The following is a 22,534-nucleotide window of genomic DNA, read 5'->3' as shown; positions in this document are numbered from 1 at the left end:
GAAGGGCGGGTAGGGGAACTCCGCCCCGCAGGGCCGCCCCGCCACCCCGCGCGGCCGGGTACGACGGAGGGGGTACACCCCGGACGGACCGGGATGCACCCCCTCGACACCGAGCGGCAGCGGCTACGCGCCGCGCAGCACCGCCCCCGTACGCTCGCCCGCGAGGGCGACCGCCGCGTCACGCGCCGCCGTCGACTCCTCGGCCGTCAGCGTCCGGTCCGCCGCGCGGAAACGCAGCGCGTACGCGAGGGACTTCTTGCCCTCGCCCACCTGCTCGCCCTCGAAGACGTCGAACAGCCGCAGGGACTCCAGCAGTTCGCCGGCGCCCTTGCGCAGCGCGTCCTCGACGGACGAAGCCGGCACCGACGCGTCGACGATCAGCGCGACGTCCTGGGTCGCCACCGGGAAGGAGGCGATCCGGGGCGCCTGGAGGGCCTCGCCGCCGGCCGCCGCGAGGCGGTCCAGGTCGAGCTCCATGGCGCTGGTGCGGGCCGGCAGGCCCATCGCCTTGACCACGCGCGGGTGCAGCTCACCGGCGTGCCCGATGACCGTCTCCACCCCGTCCAGGGTGACGATCAGCTCGGCGCAGCGGCCCGGGTGCCAGGGACCGTACTGGCCCTGGCGCACGACGAGCTCCGCACCGGCCTCGACGGCCAGAGAGCGCGCCGCCTGGACCGCGTCCGCCCAGTCGGCCGGACGGCCCTTGCCCCACCAGCCGGCCTGCTCGCGGGCACCGGCGAGCACGACCGCGGCGTAGCGCGGCTGCGCGGGCAGGGCCGCGTTCAGGGTGGCGATCTCCTCGTCGGTGGGACGCCGGTCGACGCCGAGGCGTACGGCGACGCCCGGCTGCGCGGCGGCCCGGAAGACCGAGCCGGTCTCGAAGAGGGCGAGGTCGTGGCTGCCCCGGCTGTCGTTGCGGCGCAGCGCGCCGAGCAGACCCGGCAGCAGCGTGGTGCGCAGCGCCGGCTCCTCGTCGGAGATCGGGTTGACCAGCTTGACGACCTGGCGGGAGGCGTCGTGCGCGGGCAGCTGGAGCTGGTCGAAGACGCCCTCCCCGATGAAGGGGTAGCTGAGCGCCTCGACGTAGCCCGCGCCGGCCAGCGCGCGGCCCACCCGGCGGTGCAGCTGCTGCCGGGCGGTCAGACCGCGGCCGGAGGGCACCTGCGGGAGGGTGGAGGGAAGGTTCCCGTAGCCCTCCAGCCGGATGACTTCCTCGGCGAGGTCGTTGGGCTCGGCGAGGTCGGGCCGCCACGAGGGCGCCGTGACGACGAGCTCGTCCTGGCCGTAGACGTCGCAGCCGACCTCCTGCAGGCGGCGTACGACGGTCTCCCGGCCGTACTCCATGCCCGCGACCTTGTCGGGGTGGTCCGCGCTCATCGCGATGGTGCGCGGGGCGCCCGGGGCGGTGAGCTCGGTGACGCCGGCCTCGGCCGTGCCGCCCGCGAGCAGCACGAGCAGGTCGACGGTGCGCTGCGCGGCAGCGGCGGCGGCCTGCGGGTCGACGCCGCGCTCGAAGCGCTTGGACGCCTCGGAGGACAGCTTGAGGCGGCGGGCGGTGCGCGAGATCGACACGGAGTCGAAGTGCGCGGCCTCCACGACCACCTCGGTGGTGCCGGTGACGGCGCCCGTCTCGGGGTCGGTGACGGAGTCGGCGATCTCGGTGTTGGCACCGCCCATGACACCGGCGAGCCCGATCGGGCCGCTGTTGTCGGTGATCACCAGGTCCTCGGCGTCGAGCGTGCGCTTGACCCCGTCCAGGGTGGTGAACTTCTCGCCCTGCTCGGCCCGGCGGACGCCGATCGCGCCGTCGATCCGCGAGCGGTCGTAGGCGTGCAGCGGCTGGCCGAGCTCGAGCATCACGTAGTTGGTGATGTCGACGGCGAGCGAGATCGGGCGCATGCCCGCCTTCTGGAGGCGGCGCGTGAGCCAGATCGGGGAGCGCGCCTCGGGGTCGAGGCCGGTCACCGTGCGCGCGGTGAAGCGGTCGCAGCCCTGCGGGTCGTCGATCTTGACGGCGTAGCCGTACGAGTTCGGCGCGGGCACGTCGAGCAGCGCCGGGTCGCGCAGCGGCAGGCCGTACGCGGTGGCGGCCTCGCGGGCCACACCGCGCATGGACATGCAGTAGCCGCGGTCCGGGGTGATGTCGATGTCGAGGACCTCGTCGACGAGCTCCAGGAGCTTGATCGCGTCGGTGCCGACCTCGTGCTCGTGCGGCAGCACGATGATGCCGTGCGTGCCGTCGTCGCCCATGCCCAGCTCGTCGCCGGAGCAGATCATGCCGTGGGAGGTGCGGCCGTACGTCTCGCGCGCGGCGATCGCGAAGTCGCCGGGCAGCACCGCGCCCGGCAGGACCACGACGACCTTGTCGCCGACGGAGAAGTTCCGGGCGCCGCAGACGATCTCCTGCGGCTCGCCGGTGCCGTTGGCCGAGCCGACGTCCACCGTGCAGAAGCGGATCGGCTTGCGGAAGCCTTCGAGCTCCTCGATGGTCAGCACCTGGCCGACGACGAGCGGGCCCTTGAGCCCGCCGCCGAGCTGCTCGACGGTCTCGACCTCGAGGCCGGCGTCGACGAGCTTGTGGGCCACGTCGCGACCGGTTTCACCCGCGGGGAGGTCGACGTACTCCCGCAGCCAAGAAAGCGGGACGCGCATCAGATCTCACTCCCGAACGGCCGGGTGAAACGAACGTCACCCTCGACCATGTCTCGCATGTCTTCTACGTTGTGGCGGAACATCAGCATCCGCTCGATGCCGAAGCCGAAGGCGAAGCCGCTGTACTTCTCCGGGTCGACACCGCAGGCGACGAGCACCTTCGGGTTGACCATGCCGCAGCCGCCGAGCTCGATCCAGCCCTCGCTGGAGCAGGTACGGCACGGGCGGTCGGGGTTGCCCACCGACTCGCCGCGGCACACGTAGCACTGCATGTCCATCTCGGCGGACGGCTCGGTGAAGGGGAAGAAGTGCGGGCGCAGGCGCGTGGTGGTGCCCTCGCCGAACAGCTCCTGGACCATGTGGTCCATGGTGCCCTTGAGGTCCGCCATGGTCAGGCCCTCGTCCACGGCGAGCAGCTCGACCTGGTGGAAGACCGGGGTGTGCGTCGCATCGAGCTCGTCGGTGCGGTACACCCGCCCCGGGCACACGATGTAGACGGGGGGCTTGCGCTCCAGCAGCGAGCGCGCCTGCACCGGGGAGGTGTGGGTGCGCAGCACGACGCCGGACTCGTCGCCTTCGGTGCCCTCGGGGCCCTTGACGAAGAAGGTGTCCTGCATCTGGCGCGCGGGGTGGTCGGGCGTGAAGTTGAGGGCGTCGAAGTTGAACCACTCCGCCTCGACCTCGGGTCCCTCGGCGACCTCGTACCCCATGGCCACGAAGATGTCCGCGATGCGGTCCATCAGCGTGGTCAGGGGGTGCCGGGCGCCGGCGGGCACGCGGTCGTAGGGCAGCGTGACGTCCACCGCCTCCTCGACCAGCACCCGCTCGTCGCGCTCGGCTTCGAGCGCGACCGTGCGGGCCCCGAACGCCTTGTTCACGGCGCCGCGGGCCTGGCCCACGATCTTGCCCGCCGCGGCCTTGGCCTGCGGGGGCAGCGCGCCGATCTCTCGGTTGGCGAGCGCCAGGGGCGAGCGGTCGCCCATGTGCGCGGTCTTCGCCTCGCGAAGTTCGTCGAGGTCGCCGGCGGCGGCGAAGGCGGCGAGCGCCTCGTCCCGCATGCGCTCGATCTCTTCCGGTTTCAGTGCCTCGACCTCGACAGGGTCGTACGACTTGTTCGGTGCCGACATCTCTTCCCGTACTTCCGATGGCTGGCTGGTGGTCCCCCGCGCGACGCGCAGGACGCGCTCGGCACTCGGACACAAAGGTGCCAAAGGTCGAGTCTAAAGGTCGCCGGGGGTGAAGGAGCCCGTGGGCCGCCTGGCGAGACGCTCCGCAGGTCTACTGCGTGAGGTAGGCCGGGGCGCCGACGGGCAGGATAAATCGGAACTCGGCGCCGCCGCCGGGGCCGCGGCCGACCGTGATGGTGCCGCCGTGGGCTTCGACGATGCCCTTGACGATGTAGAGGCCCAGGCCCGTGCCGCCGCGCTTGCTGCCGCGCCAGAAGCGGGTGAAGACGCGCTTCATCGACTCTTCGGGGATACCAGGGCCTTCATCGGTCACGGTGACGGCGGTTCCCTTCTCGGTCTTCCCCGCGGCGTTCGCGAAGCTGGTCGGCGTCACGTCGATGGTGACGGTTCCCTCGCCGTGGCGCACCGCATTTTCGAGCAGGTTGCCGAGGATCTGGTCGATTTTGTCCGGGTCCGCCCACAAGTCGGGCAGCGGTCGGCTCACACTGACCAGGAACCGCTCCGGGGCCTGCCCGTTCGCGGTGAGTGCCTGGACGTGGCGCCCCACGGCCGTGGTGATGTCGACCGGCTGGCGGCGCACCTCAAGGCGGCCCGAGTCGATGCGGGAGATGTCCAGGAGCTCGGCGATGAGCCGGGTGACGCGGTTCGCGTCGGCGTCGACGGTCTCCAGCATCAGGCGCTTCTGGTCGTCGGTGAACCGCTCCCACTTGGCGAGCAGGGTCGCCGTGAACCCCTTCACGGAGGTGAGCGGGGAGCGGAGCTCGTGCGCGACGGTGGCGATCAGCTCGGCGTGGCTGCGCTCGGTGCGCCGCCGGGCCTCGGTGCCCCGCAGGGTGATCACGAGCCGGCGCACGGGGCCCTTGGGGTGGGTGCGCACGTACCGGGCGGAGACGAGCACCTCGCGGCCGCCGGGGAGCAGCAGGTTGCGCTCGGGCTGTCCGCGCCGGGTGGCGAGGCCTCCGTAGGGGTCGGTCAGCGCCCACCAGCGGCGGCCTTCGAGGTCCTCCAGCGGGAGGGCGCGCTCGATGCCCAGGCCGAGGGCCTCGCCCGCCGGGAGGGCGGTGATCCGGGCGGCGGCGGAGTTGAAGCAGACGACCCGGCCGGCGGCGTCGGCGATGACGAGCCCGTCGGGCAGGTCGTCGGGGTCGATCCCGAGCGCGGCGTACTCGCCGTGCCCGTCCGAGTCCTCCGGCACGCTCCGGTCCCGTGAGGGCGGGGCAGAGGCTCCCTGGGGCTGCTGCACGGGCACCCGGGCGGCGGGGGCGGCCAGCTGGGGCACGGTCGCCAGGACCGGTGCACCGGCCGCCCTGGCGGCACCTGGCGAACTGTTCGTACCGACGGTCATGTCCCCGTACCCCACATCTCCGAGTACCACAGTGGGCCCCCCGGGCCGCCACATTACTAGCTGGGGGTCACGGAGCGGCACCCTCCGGGCGCCCGCTGTGCACGCGCGGAGGCGTACAGGCACACGGCGGCGGCCGTGGCGAGGTTCAGGCTCTCGGCCTTTCCGTGGATCGGGACCCGTACGACCGCGTCGGCGAGCGCCCTGGTCTCCTCGGGCAGGCCCCAGGCCTCGTTGCCGAAGATCCAGGCCGAGGGGGTGCCCATGGTGCCCGCGTCGAGCTCGGCGTCGAGGTCGTCCGTGCCGGCCCCGTCCGCGGCGAGGATCCGTACGCCGGCCGCGCGCAGCCCCTCGACGGCCTGCTCCACGGGCACGCCGACGGCCACCGGGAGGTGGAAGAGGGAGCCCACGGAGGCGCGTACCGACTTGGGGTTGTACAGGTCCACGGAGGCGTCGGTCAGCACGACCGCGTCGGCTCCGGCGGCGTCCGCGCAGCGCAGCACCGTACCGGCGTTGCCGGGGTCGCGGACGTGCGCGAGGACGGCGACGAGCTTGGGCCGGGCCTTGAGGATCTCCTCGAACGGCGAGTCGAGGAAGTGGCAGACGCCGACCAGGCCCTGCGGGGTGACCGTCTGCGAGACCTCCGCGAGCACCTCGTCGGAGGCGTAGTGGACGCGGGCCCCGGCGGCGTACGCGGCGTCGACGATGTCGGCGTAGCGCTCGGCGGCCTCCACGGTCGCGAACAGCTCGATCAGCGTGGACTCGCCGCCGGCGCCGCGGTGCTCCACGGCCTCGCGCACGGCCTGCGGGCCCTCGGCGATGAAGCGGCGCTCCTTGGTGCGGAAATTGCGTCGCGCCAGGCGCCTGGCGGCGGCCACCCGGGTGGACCGGGGGGAGATCAGCTCGGCGGGGGTGCCCATGCGGTCGGCTCGCTTCCGTACGTACAGCGGGTGGAACTCAGTCGAACTCGGTGATCAACGCACCGGACCCGCAGGCTCGAGGCCTGCGGGTCCGGGCAAAGTACTGCGGTTACTGCGGCCTTGAAGGCGTGCTGCTTAGGCAGCGACCTTCGGGGCGTTGACGTCGGCCGGGAGGGCCTTCTGCGCGACCTCGACCAGCGCGGCGAACGCGTTGGCGTCGTTGACGGCCAGCTCGGCGAGGATCTTGCGGTCCACCTCGATGTTGGCGGCGTTCAGACCCTGGATGAGGCGGTTGTACGTCATGCCGTTCTGGCGGGCAGCCGCGTTGATGCGCTGGATCCAGAGGCGACGGAAGTCACCCTTGCGCTTCTTGCGGTCGTTGAAGTTGTAGACCAGGGAGTGGGTGACCTGCTCCTTGGCCTTGCGGTACAGGCGCGAACGCTGACCGCGGTAGCCCTTGGCCGCCTCGAGGATTGCCCGGCGCTTCTTGTGCGCGTTTACTGCCCGCTTGACGCGTGCCACTTTGTACTCCTTGTAGCGGGGCCGTGGATGACTTCACACGACCCGAATTCGATGGGGTCCCGGTCTTGACGTGCTCCCGCTCCCGGAAGGGGAGCGGAGGACGTCACTTGCCGAGAAGCTTCTTGATCTTCGCGGCGTCGCCGGGGGCCATCTCCGCGGTGCCGGTCAGGCGGCGGGTGACACGGGACGACTTGTGCTCGAGCAGGTGGCGCTTGCCGGCGCGCTCGCGGAGCACCTTGCCGGAGCCGGTGATCTTGAAGCGCTTCTTGGTCCCGGAGTGCGTCTTGTTCTTCGGCATAGCGCCGTTATCTCCTCGTCGGTGGCGCCCCCACCGGCCCTGGTGGGGGCCGGCTCGCGGGAGCGTCATGTTGTATCGGTGATCCGAGACGGGCTGCCTCGGAATCAGGCCTGGGCAGAGGCCTCGTCCGAGGCGGCTGCCTCGTCGGTGCCGGCCTCGGCCACGTCGGCCGCTTCGTCGGAAGCGTCCTCCACGTCCTCGGCTTCGAGTGCGGCGTTCTCCGCCTCGAGCGCGGCGTCGGCGGCCAGGGCCTCGTCACCACTCTCGTCGCTGACCGCAACACCCTGGCGCTCGGCCTTGCGGGCGGCCTGCGCCTCGCGGGCTTCGGCCATCGCCTCGGTCTTCTTCTTGTGCGGACCGAGAACCATGATCATGTTTCGGCCGTCCTGCTTCGGGTTCGACTCGATGAAGCCGAGCTCCTCGACGTCCGAAGCGAGACGCTGCAGCAGTCGGTAGCCGAGTTCCGGCCTGGACTGCTCGCGACCACGGAACATGATCGTGATCTTGACCTTGTCGCCCTGCTTGAGGAACCGAACGACGTGACCCTTCTTGGTGTCATAGTCGTGCGGGTCGATCTTCGGCCGGAGCTTCATTTCCTTGATGACCGTGTGCGCCTGGTTCTTGCGCGCCTCACGGGCCTTCATGGCCGACTCGTACTTGAACTTGCCGTAGTCCATGAGCTTGCAGACCGGCGGGCGTGCGGACGCCGCGACCTCGACCAGGTCGAGGTCGTACTCCTGCGCGAGCTCAAGCGCCTTGGCAAGCGGCACGATGCCGACCTGCTCGCCACTCGGGCCGACGAGTCGTACCTCGGGAACGCGAATCCGGTCGTTGATGCGGGGCTCGGTGCTGATGGATCCTCCTCGGTAGCACCACACGGCTGCCTGGAGGGCAGCCGCTGACGTTTTTCCGTCAGACCGACCGCGGCGGAGAATCAAAAAAGCCCCGCCGGGCACAGACGAGGGCTCCAATACAACCGGAGCACCGTCGCGTGCGAACCGCGGGGCGCAAAATCGGGCAGCTTTCCATCGTCCGTACGGAACGATGGATACCACCTGACCGGTGACCCGCCTCCCGCGAGGGTGGCTGGGTGGGAGAATCGGAGCCTCCACTTGTGGGCCGGGCACATAAGTGTCCGGCCGGTCGAAGTACATACTAGCACCCGCGTTGCAAGCCCGCCGCACGGCATATCGTGTGGCACATGACTGACGCGACACCCTCCGGTTCCACGCCCGAATCCGCTGCATCTTCAGCAGCCCCCGACTACGACGACCTGACCCGCGACATCGCGGACGTGCCGGCCGTGGAGGTCATCACCACCGTGGCCGTCCACCTGCTCAGCGCGGCGGCGGTCAACCTGGGCCTGGACAAGCCGGACTCCGAGTACAAGGACCTCGACGAGGCCCGCAAGCTGATCACCGCCCTGGCCGGGCTGGTCACCGCGAGCGCCACCGAGATCAGCTCCTTCCACGCCGCCCCGCTGCGCGACGGCCTGAAGTCCCTCCAGCTCGCCTTCCGCGAGGCCTCGCTGGTGCAGGACGAGCCTGGGCAGGGCCCGGGCGAGAAGTTCACGGGTCCCGTGTACGCGTAACTCCCGTGCACGCGTGACTCCGGAAACAGCAGGAAGGGCGCCTCCCGATGCCGGGAGGCGCCCTCGTGCGTTCCGCGGTCAGCGCGTGAAGAGCGGCTCGCCCGGCGGGACCGGGGCCCCCTCCGGGAGCAGCGCCAGGTCCAGTCCGCCTACGAGGCGTGCGCGCAGGGTCTCGTCGGCCGCCAGGGCCTCGGCCACCCGGCGGGCGGCCGCCGCGGCCTGCGGGCCGGCCGCGAGCACGATCGCCAGGGTTCCGTCGGCGTCGGCGCCGCCCGGGCCCAGGTGGGCGCCGAGCACGGCCGGTTCGGCGGTCACGACGGCCCGTACGGCCTCCCGCACGGCGGGGTCGGCGAGCGGACCGGCGTCCGTGCGGCCCTCGGCGAGCGCGAGCAGCGCGGGGCCCGCGAGCTGATACGGGACCGGTCCGGAGAGGTCGAGGACGATGGTGTCGGCCTTCTCGTGCGCGGCGGCGGCCAGCGCCTGGTGCAGCGGCACCGCCACCGGGCGGGCGGCCGGGTCCCACAGGGCCAGCGAGGCGATGGAGGTGAAGGCGGGCAGGGCCCGCCGGTCGCCCGCCCGCAGGGTGGGGACGGCCATGTCGCTGGTCTTCTCGCGCTTGAGTCCGGTCTCGGGGTCGGTCTCGACCTCACCGAGGACCGCGACGACGGGAACCAGCAGGCGGGCGTCCTTCAGGGCCGCCAGCACCTCCGGCTCCTCGGCTCTGTCCACGGCCCAGGCGGCCAGGGCCGCGCTCAGCCGGGGATCGGCGGAGCCGTCGTCGTCGGAGAAACCGGGGTCGGGAATGTTTTTGTTCGCCACAGTTCCCCGAGCCTATCCCGCATCGGGATCCCACCGTCCGGCCCGGGGCCGCCGGGCCAGTACGCCGGCCACCACGAGCAGGACCAGCCCGCCGGCCACGCCCGCCGGGGCTCCGAAACGGCCCCAGGGCCCGCGGTCGGGCACCGGGTCGGGGCCGGCACCGAAGTAGCGGCTCGCGGCCGCGACGGGAACGGGCAGCACCGGTTCGGGGGCCATCCCGTCCGCGGCCTGGAGGGCGGCGGCCGGGTCCACCAGGCCGAAGCCGCGGGAGTCGTCGCGGCCGCCGGGCGGGGAACTGGAGGCGGTGTCCTCCAGCAGGTTCTTGATCTGCGCCGGGGACAGGTCGGGGTGGGCGGCCTTGAGCAGGGCGACGGCGCCGGAGACGAAGGCGGAGGCCGCGCTGGTGCCCCAGCCCTCGTAGTAGGAGCGGTTGGGGTCGGCGATGACCACGTCGACGCCCGGGGCGCTGACGGTGGCGTACCAGCTGCGGGTGGAGAAGGGCGCCTTCTTGTTCTTGCGGTCGACGGCCGTGACGGCGATGACCCCGGGGTAGGCGGCCGGGTACGAGATGCGGTCGCCGTCCTTGCCGCCGTTGCCGGCGGAGGCGACGACGACCGCGCCCTTGCCCAGGGCGTACTGGACGGCCTCGTCCTCGGCGGCCTCGTGGTGGGCGGAGCTGCTGTCGTCGCCGAGCGAGAGGTTGATCACGTCGGCGCCGTGGTCGGCGGCCCAGCGGATGCCCTCGGCGAGGGCGCCGCCCTTGTTCTCCCGGGCCTGGTCCCGGCTGGGGTCCTTCTCCTCCAGGATCACCCGCACCGGGAGGATCTTCGCCTGGGGGGCGATGCCGAGGACGCCTCCGAGGCCGAGGGAGCCGTGGCCGTGCCCGGCGATGATCCCCGCCATGGCGGTGCCGTGGCGGGCCCAGGCCTGGTCGCCGCGTCCGGCACCCATGCCGACGAGGTCGGCGCCCTCCAGGACCTGGCCGACCAGGTCGGGGTGGGTCGGGTCGACCCCGGTGTCGAGGACGGCCACGGTGACCCCGTCGCCCTTGGTGGTGCCCCAGGCCTCCTCGGCGCGCAGGGCCGTCAGCCCCCACTGGCGGTCGCGGATGGCGTCGGCGGCGGCCGGCGGCGCGGCGGTGACGACGAACAGGGCTCCGAGCGCGAGGGCGGCCGGGAGCAGGGCGCGGCGGGTCATCGAGCGGCCTCCCGGGTCGCCGTCGGGGCCTGCTGGGTCTGTGATGTCTGCGGTGGCTGCGGGTCCGATGCCTGCGGATCCGTGGGCGGATCCTGTGACGTCGGTGACGTCTGCGGGACCGGCCGGCCCTGCGGGGAGACCGCGAGGCCGCGCAGGGTCCGTTCGATCAGGTCGGCGACGGCCTTGGCCTCGTGCCCGAGGCCCGCCTTGGCCACGCGCCCCCTGGCGTCCTCGGCCATCTTGTCCTCGGCGGGGCTGGGTGCACCGAGACGGCGCCCGTCGGCGAAGGCTGAGACGGTGTAGACGACGACCGGGGCCTCGGCGAGCACGGAGGCGGTCCAGGCGGCGCGGCGGTTGTCGGGGAACCCGTAGCCGGTCGGGGCGGTCAGGCGGCCGCGCAGCGAGTCCATGGTGGTGGCGTCCGCGGGGGTGAAGACCATGCCGACCGTGACGAGGGAGCTGCGGGTGGCGTCGGTGTAGGTCGCGCGGAGCACGCGGGTGCACCCGGTTTCGGCGAGCAGCGCCTGCCAGTCGGCGGCGAGCGCCTCGGTGCAGGCGGCGTCGGCGGCGGGGGCGATACGGGTCCACGTGCGGTCGGCGCCGCCCGGCCCGGCGTCCTGTCCGTCGAGGACGGGCGGGAGCAGCGTGTCCACGGGGGTGCTGTGCCAGAGGGACGCGGCCTTGCGGTACGCGGCTTCGGGGGTCAGGGCCCGCTGGGCGGCCCGGTGGTCGGTGACGGCCTTGTAGCCGGCCGCACCGGTGAGACCGAGGCCGAGGAGGCCGCACAGGGCGGCGGCGAGGACCGTTCCGCGGCGCCGCCGTGGCGGCACCGGGTTCCGGTCGGGCGCGGTCAGGACCCCGCCGTGCGGTGTGGACGTACTCATCCGGCGGCTCAGCCCCCCGTTCCCGTCGGCTGCCTGCCCTTACTTTACGCGCCCGTCGGAGCCGCAATGTCGACCGGGGAGGAGCGAGGGCACACACACGGGCGAACCGGCGTCTCCCCGTCCCGAAGGGGGATCGGGCGGTCGAAACCGAGCCGTGACCCCGGCGACCTCCCCGGCCTCTGACCTGGCCGGCGGTCGCGCGGCCTCCACGAACCCCCTACCCACGAGTACACCCATCTGGCAGGCTGCCGCCCATGAACTCCCCCGCCGCCGACCGGGCCCGTTACGACCGGGCCACCGCCCATCTCGACGCTCCGCTCGCCCTCGTGGATCTGGAGGCGTTCGACGCGAACGCCGACGACCTCGTGCGTCGCGCCGGCGGGAAGCCGGTCCGGGTGGCGAGCAAGTCCGTACGGTGCCGCGCGCTGCTCGAACGGGTCCTCGCGCGGCCCGGGTTCGCCGGAATCATGTCCTACACCCTCGCCGAATCGATCTGGCTGGCCCGCTCGGGCTTCGAGGACGTGCTGCTCGCCTACCCGTCCGCCGACCGCGCCGGCTTCGCCGAGCTCGCCGCGGATCCGAAGCTGGCCGCCGCGGTCACCGTGATGGTCGACGACCTCGCGCAGCTGGAGCTCGTGGACCGGGCCCGCGACGGCGGCGCCCAGGAGATCCGGGTCTGCCTGGAACTGGACACCGCCCTGCACCTCTTCGGGGGCAGGATGCGCGTCGGTGCCCGCCGCTCCCCGCTGCGCGAGCCCGCGCAGCTCGCCGAGCTGGCCCGCGCCGTGAGCGCGCGGCCCGGCTTCCGGGTGGTCGGGCTGATGGGCTACGAGGGCCACGTGGCCGGGGTCGGCGACGCGCTCGCGGGCCGGCCGCTGAGGTCGCGCGCCATCCGGCTGATGCAGGGCACGGCCCGCAAGGAGCTGGCCACCCGGCGGGCCGAGGCCGTACGGGCCGTGCGCGCGGTGGTGCCGGACCTGGAGTTCGTCAACGGCGGCGGCACCGGCAGCGTCCAGCAGACCGCCGCCGAGGACGCGGTCACGGAGATCGCCGCCGGATCGGGGCTCTACGTGCCGCGGCTGTTCGACAACTACACCTCTTTCACCGGCCGCCCCGCGGCGCTCTTCGCCCAGCCGGTGGTCCGCCGGCCCGGCGTCGGGGTGGTCACGGTGCTCGGCGGCGGGTACCCGGCCTCCGGCGCGCCCGGCGCGGACCGGCTGCCGGTCCCGTACCTCCCCGAGGGGCTGCGCTACGACCCGCAGGAGGGGGCCGGCGAGGTGCAGACCCCGCTGCTCGGCAGCCCGGCCGACGATCTGCTGATCGGCGACCGGGTCTGGTTCCGGCACGCGAAGGCCGGTGAACTGTGCGAGCGCTTCGACACCTTGCACCTGGTCGAAGGCGACCGGGTGACGGCCACCGCCCCGACCTACCGGGGCGAGGGCCGCACCTTCCTCTAGGCCTCGGGCCGCGGGCCTAGAGGCATCGGGCCTTAGAACACGGAGTCCGTCTGGTCCGGGATGACGCTGGTGTCACCCCGGAGCACGGGCCCCGGGGTGCCGTCACGGCCGGTGAAGCCGGTGGTCGCGCACGGGTACGGCGCGGCCTTCTGCTTCTTGGGCTGGATGAACATCGGGTTCACGATCCACTTGCCGTCGCTGTTGTCGTACGCGCGGCACATCAGCTCGTTCTTGTTGCGGTTCACGACGAGCCGCAGCACGGTCGCGTCGCGGAGGAACGAGATGTCGGTGTCGGAGTCGCCCGCGGCGAACACCTGGCGGCGGGCGGCCGGCTGGACCTTCTCGGCCGCGGCGCCGCGGACCCCGAAGATCTCCTTGTTGATCCAGCAGCGCTTGCCGTCGATGTAGGTGATCATCGTGTCGGCGCCGTCCGCGACGGACCCACAGCCCTGCAGGTGGGAGGTGAACTTCCCGCCGTACGTGGTGGTGTTGCGGATGCCGATGACGTGCCGGGCGTCGATGCCCACGCCCTCGGCCCACACCTCGACGACCGGCTGCGGCGAGGCCGAGCTGATCCAGACGTCGAAGCCGGCCTTCTGCAGACCGGCGATGAGCTCCTTCTGCTGGTCGTAGTAGCGCACCCAGCCGGTGGCGGTGGTGGAGCCGACCTGCTGCTTGGCGTCGACCGGGGCGGCCAGGTTCTCGGCCCGCGCGGCGGCGGTGAAGCCGCGGATCTCGCGCGCGGTCCAGCCCTGCATGAGCTGCGGCAGCCAGGCGTAGGCGGGCTCGGTCGTACGCCGGTCCCAGCCGGCGAAGGCGGGGGCGGCCGCGCGGGTGGCCGCGGTGCCGTAGACGGCGTTGATCTCGTCGGCGCAGCCGGCTCCCTCGGCGGTTCCGGTGGGCAGCGGGGCGCCGGGCTTCGCCAGGGCGCCGCAGGCCTCGGCCAGGGCCTGCGCGGCGGCCGGGGTCAGGAAGCGGCTGGTGCCGGTCCAGTCGCCCCCGGCGGGCTGGCGGATCTTGCCGTTGCGCAGCAGCCAGAACATCTGTGCGTCGCCCACGTCGTTCTTGACGACGGTGTTGTCCCAGTCGAAGACCGCGACGGGCTTGTTGCGGTTCGGCCGGTACGGGTTGCAGCTGCCGTAGTCGTCGATGAGCTGCTGCAGCCGGGCCTGGTTGTCCCCGTACCAGGCTGCCTTGAGCTGGGGGGTGGTGCAGTGACTGCCGGGGCGGGCCGCCTGGGCGGCGGGAGCGGCGGCCACGAGGGTGCCGGCGGCTATCGCGACGGCGGCGCAGACGGCCTGGAGCCGGCGAACGGAACTGGGTCGGGTCACTGAGGTGGGTTCTCCTGGTTCTCTCTCACAAGATCATCACGATCAAGATCGTCGCGGACGGTAGAGCACGACAGCCGGGCGTCGTGCGACGCCCGGCTGTCGGGTGGGTGGTGGGGAGGTGAACGTTTAGAGAGGAGTGACGTACGCGCCGGAGATGCCGCCGTCGACCAGGAAGTCGGTGGCGTTGATGAAGGAGGAGTCGTCGCTCGCGAGGAAGGCGACGGCGGCGGCGATCTCGGTGGGCTCGGCGAACCGGCCCAGCGGGATGTGCACGATCCGGCGGGCGGCGCGCTCCGGGTCCTTGGCGAACAGCTCCTGCAGGAGCGGGGTGTTGACGGGCCCCGGGCAGAGGGCGTTGACGCGGATGCCCTCGCGGGCGAACTGCACGCCGAGCTCGCGGGACATGGCGAGCACGCCGCCCTTGGAGGCGGTGTAGGAGATCTGCGAGGTGGCGGCGCCCATCCGGGCCACGAAGGAGGCGGTGTTGATGATGGAGCCCCGGCCCTGGCGCTGCATGTAGGGCAGGGCGGCCTTGCAGCAGAGGTAGACGGAGGTCAGGTTGACGTCCTGGACCCGCTTCCAGGCCTCCAGGCCGGTGGTGAGGATCGAGTCGTCGTCCGGGGGCGAAATGCCGGCGTTGTTGAAGGCGATGTCCACGGAGCCGTAGGTGTCGAAGGCCGTCTTGAACAGGGCCTCGACCTCCTCCGGGCTGGTGACGTCGACCTTGACGAAGGTGCCGCCGACCTCCTCGGCGGCGGCCTTGCCCGCGGTCTCGTCGATGTCCCCGCAGACGACGTTGGCGCCTTCCGAGGCCAGCCGGCGGGCGGCGGCGAGGCCGATGCCGCTGCCGGCTCCGGTGATGACGGCGGTCCGTCCGACCAGGCGGCGGCAGACGATCTCTTCGGTGGGCTCGTTGCTCATGGTGTTCAGGCCTCCGTGCTGATGAAGACGTTCTTGGTCTCGGTGAAAGCGGTGAGGGAGTCGGGTCCGAGCTCGCGCCCGAGTCCGGACTGCTTGTAGCCGCCGAAGGGGGTCCAGTAGCGGACGCTGCTGTGGGAGTTGACCGACAGGTTGCCCGCGGCGACGGCGCGCGAGACGCGCAGCGCGCGGCCCACGTCGCGGGTCCACAGGGAGCCGGCGAGGCCGTAGTCGGTGGCGTTGGCCAGGCGTACGGCGTCCTCCTCGTCCTCGAAGGGCAGGACGACGGCGACCGGTCCGAAGACCTCCTCGGTGGCCACGGCGGCGGTGGGGTCGACGCCGGTGACGAGGGTCGGGGGGTACCAGAAGCCGGGGCCCTCGGGGGCGGTGCCCCGGACGACCGTGAGGTCATCGGTGACGTAGGACCGTACGCGGTCCAGCTGCACCCGCGAGATCAGCGGCCCGAGCTGCGTGTTCTCGTCGTACGGGTCCCCGACGACCACCTTCTCGACGGCGGGGGCGAGCAGCTCCATGAACCGGTCGTACGCGGAGCGCTGTACGAGGATCCGCGTGCGGGCGCAGCAGTCCTGCCCGGTGTTGTCCAGGAAGGACATCGGGGCCGAGGCCGCCGCCGCCTCCAGGTCCGCGTCGGCGAAGACGATGTTGGGGTTCTTGCCGCCGAGTTCGAGGGTGAGGCGCTTCACCCGGTCGGCGCACTTGGCCATGATCCGCTTGCCGATCCGGGTGGATCCGGTGAACACGATCTTGGCCACCCCCGGGTGCTCGACGAGGGCGTCGCCCGCCACCTCGCCCCGGCCGGGCAGCACCTGGAACAGGTGCTCGGGGAGTCCGGCCTCCAGGGCGAGCTCGGCGAGGCGCAGCGCGGTGAGCGGGGTGGTCTCCGCGGGCTTGAGGATGACCGCGTTGCCCGCGGCCAGCGCCGGGGCCAGGCCCCAGGCGGCGATCGGCATGGGGAAGTTCCAGGGCGCGATCACGCCGATGACGCCGAGGGGTTCGAGGAACGTGACGTCGATGCCGCCGGCGACGGGGATCTGACGGCCGGAGAGCCGTTCCACTCCCCCGGCGGCGAAGTCGAGCACGTCACGGACGTTGCCCGCTTCCCAGCGGGCGTTCCCGATGGTGTGGCCCGCCTCCCGGACCTCCAGCAGGGCCAGTTCCTCGATGTGCCCGTCGACGACCGCGGCGAAGCGGCGCAGCAGCCTGGCCCGGTCGGCGGGCGCGGCCGCCGCCCAGGCCCGCTGGGCGGCGGTGGCCCGCGCGACGGCGGCGTCGACGTCGTCCCGTGTGGCGGCCGGGACGACGGCGACGAGTTCCTCGGTGGCCGGATTCAAGACTTCCAGCGCATCGGACACGTGGTGGCCTTTCAGACGTTCGGGTGCGGTGGGTGCGGTGGTTCCGGTATGGGGTGCACGGGGATCCGCGGGGATCTCGGGGATCCGCGGGACGGCTCCCGGGCTCCTAGAGGCGTTCGAAGGAGCGGCGCAGTTCCCAGTCGGTCACGGCGGAGTCGTACGCGTCCAGTTCGACGCGGGCCATGTTCCGGTAGTGGGCGACGACCTCGGGGCCGAAGGCGGCCTTGGCGATCTCGCTGTTCTCCCAGAGCTCGGCGGCCTCGCGCAGGGTGGTGGGAACGTGCGCGAAGTCGGCCGTGTAGGCGTTGCCGGCGCAGGGCTCGGGCAGCTCCAGGCGGTTCTCGATGCCGTAGATCCCGGCCGCGACCAGGCCGGAGACGGCGAGGTACGGGTTGACGTCGCCGCCGGGCAGGCGGTTCTCGAAGCGCATGGAGCGGCCGTGACCGACCACCCGGAGCGCGCAGGTCCGGTTGTCCACGCCCCAGGCCACGGCGGTCGGCGCGAAGGATCCCGGCCGGAAACGCTTGTAGGAGTTGATGTTGGGGGCGTAGAGAAGGGAGAAGTCGCGCAGCGCGGCGAGCTGGCCGGCCAGGAAGTGGCGCATCACGGGGGACATACCGCCGTGGTCGTGCGCGTCCGGCCCCTCACCGGCCATCGCGTTGCGCCCGTCGGCGTCGTTGAGCGAGAGGTGGATGTGACAGGAGTTGCCCTCGCGCTCGTCGTACTTGGCCATGAAGGTGAGCGAGACGCCCTCCTGCGCGGCGATCTCCTTGGCCCCCGTCTTGTAGACGGAGTGCTGGTCACAGGTGGTCAGCGCCTCGTCGTAGCGGAAGACGATCTCGTGCTGGCCGAGGTTGCACTCGCCCTTGGCCGACTCCACGACCAGGCCGGCGGCCTGCATCTCGTTGCGGATGCGGCGCAGCAGGGGCTCGACGCGGCCGGTCCCGAGGATGGAGTAGTCGGTGTTGTACTGGTTGGCGGGAGTCAGGCCGCGGTAGTCGGAGTTCCAGGCCTGCTCGTAGGTGTCGAGGAAGAGCATGAACTCCAGCTCGGTGCCCACCATGGCGGTGTACCCGAGCTCGCCGAGGCGCTCGAGCTGGCGGCGCAGGATCTGCCGGGGCGCGGCGACCACGGGCGAGCCGTCGTTCCAGGCGAGGTCGGCGAGGACGAAGGCGCTGCCCGGGTTCCAGGGGATCCGGCGCAGGGTGGCGAGGTCGGGGTGCATGGCGAAGTCGCCGTAGCCCCGGTCCCAGGAGGACATCTCGTACCCGTCGACGGTGTTCATGTCCGTGTCGACGGCGAGGAGGTAGTTGCAGCCCTCGGTGCCGTGCTCGAGGACCTCGTCGAGGAAGAACTGTGCGGCGAACCGCTTGCCCTGGAGGCGCCCCTGCATGTCGGGGAAGGCCAGGACCACTGTGTCGATTTCACCGCTGGCGACGAGAGCGCGGAGCTCCTCGGGCGAAAGCGGCGGCTTGCGGTCTACCACGGGATTCTCTCCTTCGGTGAGCCGAGGGGGCCTAAGGTATTGAATAGAACCATTGCTTGGGAAGGGGAGGAGGCGAGATGACCGATACGGCGAGCGAGGACGAGGCCGCCCGGAGGCTCAATCCCGTACTGCGACAGGTGCGGGCGGGCAACGGTTTCGAGGAGGCGCTGGAGCAGATCCTCCAGGTGGTCCGGCTCGGACTGGTGCCCGGCGGGGAACGGCTGCCGCCGGAGCGCGAGTTGGCCGAGCGGATGGGGATCAGCCGGGTGACGCTCCGCGAGGTGCTGAAGGTACTCCAGGACCAGGGCCTGGTGGAGGCCCGGCGCGGACGGTACGGCGGAACGTTTGTCCTGCCCCGCCCCGACACGCCGGCCGGGGGCACCGAGGAGGAGCTGCGGCGCCGGGTCGCGGGCGTGGACATCGAGGACGTGCTGCGCTTCCGCGAGGTCCTGGAGGTGGGCGCGGCCGGACTGTGCGCCTCCCAGGGGCTGTCGGAGCGGGACACCGACCGGCTGCTCGGCGCGCTGACCGCCACCCACGACGCCCCGCTGCCCGACTACCGCCGCCAGGACACGCTCTTCCACCTGACCCTGTGCGAACTCGCCGGATCCGCCACCCTGACGGCCCAGTACGCGGCCGTCCGGGCCACCGTGAACGACCTGCTGGACTGCATCCCGCTGCTGGTGCGCAACCTGGAGCACTCGCAGCAGCAGCACAGCACGCTGGTGGAGGCGGTCCTGGACCGGGACCCGGAGGCGGCCCGCGAGGTGATGCGCGAGCACTGCTGCGGCACGGCCGCGCTGCTGCGGGGGTTCCTGACCTGATCGGACCCACCCCGACCGAGAGGCATTCGTAACCCCTGTTTAACGCAGGGGTCTTGCGCCCGCCACGCCCGAGCAGCAAAGGTACGCCCCACAACCATTGCCCTAGGCAGGAGCGCACATGGCCGACGACACCGGCGCACGGCTGGCAGCCGTACCCGAACCCACTCCGTCCCTCGAGAAGGCGGACCCCGAGAACGGCACCGACGGCTACCTGGAGCGCCGCACCCTGCGCCGCGGCAGTGCCGGCTGGCTGCTGCTGACCGGTCTCGGCGTCGCGTACGTGGTCTCCGGCGATTTCTCCGGCTGGAACATCGGCCTCGCCCAGGGCGGTTTCGGCGGCCTCGCCATCGCCACCGTCCTGATGGGCGCGATGTACGCGTGCCTGGTCTACTCCCTCGCCGAACTGTCGGCGATCCTGCCCACCGCGGGCGGCGGATACGGTTTCGCCCGCCGGGCGCTCGGCACCTGGGGCGGCTTCCTCACCGGTACCGCGATCCTCATCGAGTACATCCTCGCCCCGGCCGCCATCGCCATCTTCATCGGCGACTACGTGGAGTCGCTCAACCTCTTCGGCCTCACCTCGGGCTGGCCGGTCTACCTCGCCTGCTTCGTCGTCTTCATCGGCATCCACCTGTGGGGCGTGGGCGAGGCCCTGAGCTTCTCCCTGATCGTCACCGCCATCGCCGTGATCGCGCTGATCGTCTTCGCCGTCGGCGCGTTCACCCAGTTCGACCCCGCCAACCTCGACAACATCGCCGTCGACACCACCGCCGCGGGCGCGAGCTCCTGGCTGCCGCTGGGCATCCTCGGCATCTGGGCCGCCTTCCCCTTCGGCATGTGGTTCTTCCTCGGGGTCGAAGGCGTGCCGCTGGCCGCCGAGGAGGCCAAGGACCCGGTCCGCTCGGTCCCGCGCGCCCTGTCGATCTCCATGGGCATCCTGGTCCTCCTGGCCCTGGTCACCTTCCTCGCCTCGACCGGTGCGCGCGGAGCCGACGCCATCAAGGACGCGGGCAACCCGCTGGTCGTCGCCCTGGAGGGCGACCCCGACCTGTCCTGGCTGAAGACCTTCGTCAACTACGCCGGTCTCGCAGGCCTGGTGGCCTCCTTCTTCTCCCTCATCTACGCCGGCTCCCGCCAGCTGTTCGCCCTCTCCAGGGCCGGCTACCTCCCCCGCTTCCTGTCCCTCACCTCGAAGCGCAAGGCCCCGTACCTGGGCCTGCTCATCCCCGGCGCCATCGGCTTCGCCCTGGCCGCCGCCACCGGCAACGGCCCGCGCATGCTGAACATGGCGGTCTTCGGGGCGACCATCAGCTACGCCCTCATGGCCCTCTCCCACATCGTGCTGCGGCGCCGCGAGCCCGGCCTGGAGCGCCCGTACCGCACTCCGGGCGGCATCGTGACCTCCACGGTGGCCTTCGTCCTCGCCCTCTCGGCCCTGGTCGCCACCTTCCTGGTGGACAAGGACGCGGCATTCATCGCCCTGGCCGTGTACGCCGTCGCCCTCGCCTACTTCGCGTTCTACAGTCGGCACCACCTGGTGGCCTCCGCCCCGGAGGAGGAGTTCGCGGCACTGGCGGAAGCAGAGGCCGAGCTCTCCCGAGACTGACCCACCGCTCTCCTCGTCGCTCCCCTCGGAGGTACTCCCTTGCCCAGGCCGCTCATCGGCATCACCACCTACGTCGAGAAATCCACCCGCTACGGGGTGTGGGACGTCCCCACCGCCCTCATCCCCACCGGGTACTACGAGCTCGTCCAGGCCTCGGGCGGCACCGCCGTCCTGCTCCCGCCGGACGAACCGGAGGCGGCGGCGGAGGTGCTGAGCCGGCTGGACGGCCTGGTCGTCGCGGGCGGCCCGGACGTGGACCCGGTCCGGTACGGGGCTCCGCGCGATCCCCGTACCGGACCGGCGGCCACCGTCCGCGACGCGTGGGAGCTCGCGCTCATCACGGCGGCGCTGTCCTCCGGTACGCCCCTGCTCGGCATCTGCCGTGGCATGCAGGCGCTGAACGTGGCCCTGGGCGGCACCCTGATCCAGCACATCGACGGCCACGTGCTGAGCCCCGGCGTGGTCTCCTGGCACCCGGTCCGCCCTGTCCCCGGCACGCTGTACGCGGCCCTGGTCCCGGAGGAGTCGGAGGTCCCGACCTACCACCACCAGGCCGTGGACCGCCTGGGCCGGGGCCTGATCGCCTCCTCCCACGCCGCCGACGGCACGGTGGAGTCCATCGAACTCCCCGGCGCCCCCTGGACCCTGGGCGTCCAATGGCACCCGGAACTGGACAAGGACACCCGCGTCATGTCAGCTCTGATCACAGCAGCCTCCACCCCACCCACCGCCTGACCTGGGCGCAGCCATTCCAGCCGTCCGGCGCTTGAGCACCGGGTCCGGGCAGCGCCCGGGGCCACACCCAGCCCCGCCGGCGTTTGAGGCGCGGGCCCGGGCAGCGCCCGGGGAACGGTGGAAGGGCGGGTAGGGGACTTCGCCCCGCAGGGCCCGCCCGCCGCGCCCCGACTCGGGGACCCGGCTGCGAGGGCCGGCGCGGAACTGTCCCCTACCCACCCTTCCACCGTTCCCCGGGGCTACGCCCCGGACCCCGTGGGCGCGAGCCCCCGCCGGCCCCCGGCACTCTGGCCGGGCCCAGGACTCTGTCCGGGCCGGATCAGAGTCGACTCGGCGCCGCCTCGGCGGCGGGGCAGCGCCCGGCCCGGGCCGGACCACAGGCGACTCGGTCCCGCCTCAGCGGCGGGTCAGGGACAGGAGGTCACGTGCGGGGCCCGCCGGACGGGCCCCCGCGGGCCACACCGCCCGGAGCTCCCGCTCCAGCCCCGCCCCGAGCACCGGCACGGACACCAGCCGCCGCCCCGCCATCTCGTCCCCGACCGCCAGTTCCGACAGCACGCACGGCCCGGCCCCGCTCACCGCCGCCGCCTTCACCGCGGTGGTGGAGGCCAGTTCCAGCAGCGGCTCCGCCAGCCCCCCGCACCCGGCCAGCGCCGCGTCCAGGACCTGCCGGGTCCCCGACCCCCGCTCCCGCAGGATCAGCGGTGTCGCCGCGAGCTCCGCCGGCTCCACCCCGCGGGTGCGCCGGGCCCAGGGGTGCCCGGGGGCCACCGCCACCACGAGGCGGTCCTGCGCGATGACCACCGAGTCCAGTCCCTCCGGCACGCTCAGTCCCTCCACGAAGCCGAGGTCCGCCTCGTGCGCGAGCACCCGTTCCGCCACCACCGCCGAGTTCCCCGCGTGCAGCGACACCGCCGTGTCCGGGCGCTGCCCGCGCAGGGCGATCAGCCAGCCGGGCAGCAGGTACTCCGCGATGGTCATGCTGGCGGCAACCCGCAGCCGGGAGTCACGGCGGCCCCGCAGCGCCTGCGCGCCCGCGTCGAAGGCCTCGGCGGCCTCCACCACCCGCCGGGCCCAGTCCGTGACCAGCGCGCCCTCCGCGGTCAGCGTCGACCCGCGCGGGGAGCGGTCCACCAGTGCGACCCCGAGCCGGGTCTCCATCGCCCGGATCCGGCTGCTGGCGGCGGGCTGGGTGATCCCGAGCCGTCGCGCGGCGGCGCTCAGACTGCCCACGCGCGCAACCGCGAGCAGCAGCTCCATGGCCCCCAGGTCCGGGACCCGGTGCGCCAGGGGAAGCTGCCCCTCGACCCACTCCTCATTACCGTGCCCATTACCCATAACCTCAGTTTATGCCCTCATAGGAAGATCCCCTCTGCCGTCCGGCCCCGCCCG

At 72.5% G+C, this 22,534-nt stretch carries 20 protein-coding genes; 5 read left to right on the top strand and 15 right to left on the bottom strand.

Annotation, left to right across the window (positions count from 1 at the left end):
• Nucleotides 1-123: 123 nt before the first annotated feature.
• The 7 genes from pheT to infC all read right to left on the bottom strand — a co-directional run bounded on the left by pheT (nt 124) and on the right by infC (nt 7,799).
• The gene (pheT, locus tag ACFRU2_RS21630) at nt 124-2,652 is read right to left on the bottom strand and encodes a phenylalanine--tRNA ligase subunit beta (protein WP_382974372.1); all 2,529 of its coding nucleotides are present in this window, start codon (nt 2,650-2,652) and stop codon (nt 124-126) included.
• Entirely contained in the window at nt 2,652-3,779 is a 1,128-nt protein-coding gene (gene pheS / locus ACFRU2_RS21625; RefSeq protein ID WP_382974369.1) for a phenylalanine--tRNA ligase subunit alpha, read from the bottom strand. Before pheS ends, pheT begins: the two co-directional genes overlap by 1 nt.
• A gap of 151 nt (nt 3,780-3,930) precedes the next feature.
• Complete coding sequence (locus ACFRU2_RS21620) at nt 3,931-5,184, bottom strand: ATP-binding protein (RefSeq protein WP_382974366.1); 1,254 nt, start codon at nt 5,182-5,184, stop codon at nt 3,931-3,933.
• 56 nt (nt 5,185-5,240) lie between these two features.
• On the bottom strand, nt 5,241-6,101 hold the full coding sequence (locus ACFRU2_RS21615; protein ID WP_266910209.1) for an RNA methyltransferase: 861 nt from the start codon (nt 6,099-6,101) through the stop codon (nt 5,241-5,243).
• Nucleotides 6,102-6,236: 135 nt separating this feature from the next.
• On the bottom strand, nt 6,237-6,623 hold the full coding sequence (gene rplT, locus ACFRU2_RS21610) for a 50S ribosomal protein L20 (RefSeq protein ID WP_214948116.1): 387 nt from the start codon (nt 6,621-6,623) through the stop codon (nt 6,237-6,239).
• A gap of 103 nt (nt 6,624-6,726) precedes the next feature.
• Nucleotides 6,727-6,921: a 50S ribosomal protein L35 gene (rpmI, locus tag ACFRU2_RS21605; RefSeq protein WP_030157249.1), complete on the bottom strand. Its 195-nt coding sequence runs from the start codon at nt 6,919-6,921 to the stop codon at nt 6,727-6,729.
• A gap of 104 nt (nt 6,922-7,025) precedes the next feature.
• On the bottom strand, nt 7,026-7,799 hold the full coding sequence (infC, locus tag ACFRU2_RS21600; RefSeq protein ID WP_382974362.1) for a translation initiation factor IF-3: 774 nt from the start codon (nt 7,797-7,799) through the stop codon (nt 7,026-7,028).
• A gap of 323 nt (nt 7,800-8,122) precedes the next feature.
• Between infC and ACFRU2_RS21595 the strand changes: the two genes are divergently transcribed.
• On the top strand, nt 8,123-8,512 hold the full coding sequence (locus ACFRU2_RS21595; protein WP_382974359.1) for a DUF1844 domain-containing protein: 390 nt from the start codon (nt 8,123-8,125) through the stop codon (nt 8,510-8,512).
• Nucleotides 8,513-8,590: 78 nt separating this feature from the next.
• Here ACFRU2_RS21595 and ACFRU2_RS21590 read toward each other — a convergent pair whose 3' ends face one another.
• The 3 genes from ACFRU2_RS21590 to ACFRU2_RS21580 are packed head-to-tail and all read right to left on the bottom strand — an operon-like array spanning nt 8,591 to nt 11,412.
• A complete protein-coding gene (locus tag ACFRU2_RS21590; RefSeq protein WP_382974356.1) occupies nt 8,591-9,331 on the bottom strand; it encodes an SseB family protein in 741 nt (246 codons plus the stop codon).
• Between the two features lie 12 nt (nt 9,332-9,343).
• Entirely contained in the window at nt 9,344-10,528 is a 1,185-nt protein-coding gene (gene mycP, locus ACFRU2_RS21585; protein WP_382974354.1) for a type VII secretion-associated serine protease mycosin, read from the bottom strand.
• A complete protein-coding gene (locus ACFRU2_RS21580) occupies nt 10,525-11,412 on the bottom strand; it encodes a hypothetical protein (RefSeq protein WP_382974351.1) in 888 nt (295 codons plus the stop codon). The genes mycP and ACFRU2_RS21580 overlap by 4 nt, the downstream gene beginning before the upstream one ends.
• Before the next feature lie 254 nt (nt 11,413-11,666).
• Between ACFRU2_RS21580 and ACFRU2_RS21575 the strand changes: the two genes are divergently transcribed.
• The gene (locus tag ACFRU2_RS21575; RefSeq protein ID WP_382974349.1) at nt 11,667-12,869 is read left to right on the top strand and encodes an amino acid deaminase/aldolase; all 1,203 of its coding nucleotides are present in this window, start codon (nt 11,667-11,669) and stop codon (nt 12,867-12,869) included.
• Between the two features lie 32 nt (nt 12,870-12,901).
• Here ACFRU2_RS21575 and ACFRU2_RS21570 read toward each other — a convergent pair whose 3' ends face one another.
• The 4 genes from ACFRU2_RS21570 to ACFRU2_RS21555 all read right to left on the bottom strand — a co-directional run bounded on the left by ACFRU2_RS21570 (nt 12,902) and on the right by ACFRU2_RS21555 (nt 17,977).
• Complete coding sequence (locus ACFRU2_RS21570) at nt 12,902-14,200, bottom strand: haloacid dehalogenase-like hydrolase (RefSeq protein ID WP_382974346.1); 1,299 nt, start codon at nt 14,198-14,200, stop codon at nt 12,902-12,904.
• Nucleotides 14,201-14,326: 126 nt separating this feature from the next.
• Entirely contained in the window at nt 14,327-15,121 is a 795-nt protein-coding gene (locus ACFRU2_RS21565; RefSeq protein WP_382974344.1) for a 3-oxoacyl-ACP reductase, read from the bottom strand.
• Between the two features lie 5 nt (nt 15,122-15,126).
• Nucleotides 15,127-16,491: an aldehyde dehydrogenase family protein gene (locus tag ACFRU2_RS21560; protein ID WP_382974341.1), complete on the bottom strand. Its 1,365-nt coding sequence runs from the start codon at nt 16,489-16,491 to the stop codon at nt 15,127-15,129.
• Nucleotides 16,492-16,597: 106 nt separating this feature from the next.
• Nucleotides 16,598-17,977, bottom strand: a complete 1,380-nt coding sequence (locus ACFRU2_RS21555) for a glutamine synthetase family protein (protein ID WP_375956639.1) — start codon at nt 17,975-17,977, stop codon at nt 16,598-16,600.
• A 77-nt stretch (nt 17,978-18,054) separates the two neighbouring features.
• On the opposite strand from ACFRU2_RS21555, the gene ACFRU2_RS21550 reads away from it, so the two are divergent.
• The 3 genes from ACFRU2_RS21550 (at nt 18,055) to ACFRU2_RS21540 (ending at nt 21,142) form a co-directional block, all read left to right on the top strand.
• Entirely contained in the window at nt 18,055-18,801 is a 747-nt protein-coding gene (locus tag ACFRU2_RS21550; protein WP_274552721.1) for a FadR/GntR family transcriptional regulator, read from the top strand.
• A gap of 118 nt (nt 18,802-18,919) precedes the next feature.
• Nucleotides 18,920-20,407, top strand: coding sequence for an ethanolamine permease (eat, locus tag ACFRU2_RS21545; RefSeq protein ID WP_382974338.1), 1,488 nt, complete (start codon nt 18,920-18,922; stop codon nt 20,405-20,407).
• A gap of 39 nt (nt 20,408-20,446) precedes the next feature.
• Nucleotides 20,447-21,142 carry a gamma-glutamyl-gamma-aminobutyrate hydrolase family protein gene (locus tag ACFRU2_RS21540; RefSeq protein ID WP_382974335.1) on the top strand — a complete coding sequence of 232 codons (696 nt, stop codon included), beginning with the start codon at nt 20,447-20,449 and terminating at the stop codon, nt 21,140-21,142.
• Between the two features lie 396 nt (nt 21,143-21,538).
• On the opposite strand, the gene ACFRU2_RS21535 is transcribed toward ACFRU2_RS21540, so the two are convergent.
• The gene (locus ACFRU2_RS21535) at nt 21,539-22,480 is read right to left on the bottom strand and encodes a LysR family transcriptional regulator (RefSeq protein WP_382974332.1); all 942 of its coding nucleotides are present in this window, start codon (nt 22,478-22,480) and stop codon (nt 21,539-21,541) included.
• Nucleotides 22,481-22,534: the final 54 nt, after the last annotated feature.

The sequence above is a fragment of the Streptomyces sp. NPDC056883 genome, assembly GCF_042788835.1.
In the GTDB taxonomy this organism is placed as follows: Bacteria; Actinomycetota; Actinomycetes; order Streptomycetales; family Streptomycetaceae; genus Streptomyces; species Streptomyces stoeckheimensis.
Note: the sequence above shows the minus strand (reverse complement) of the source record. Positions and strands in the feature narration are given on the sequence as shown.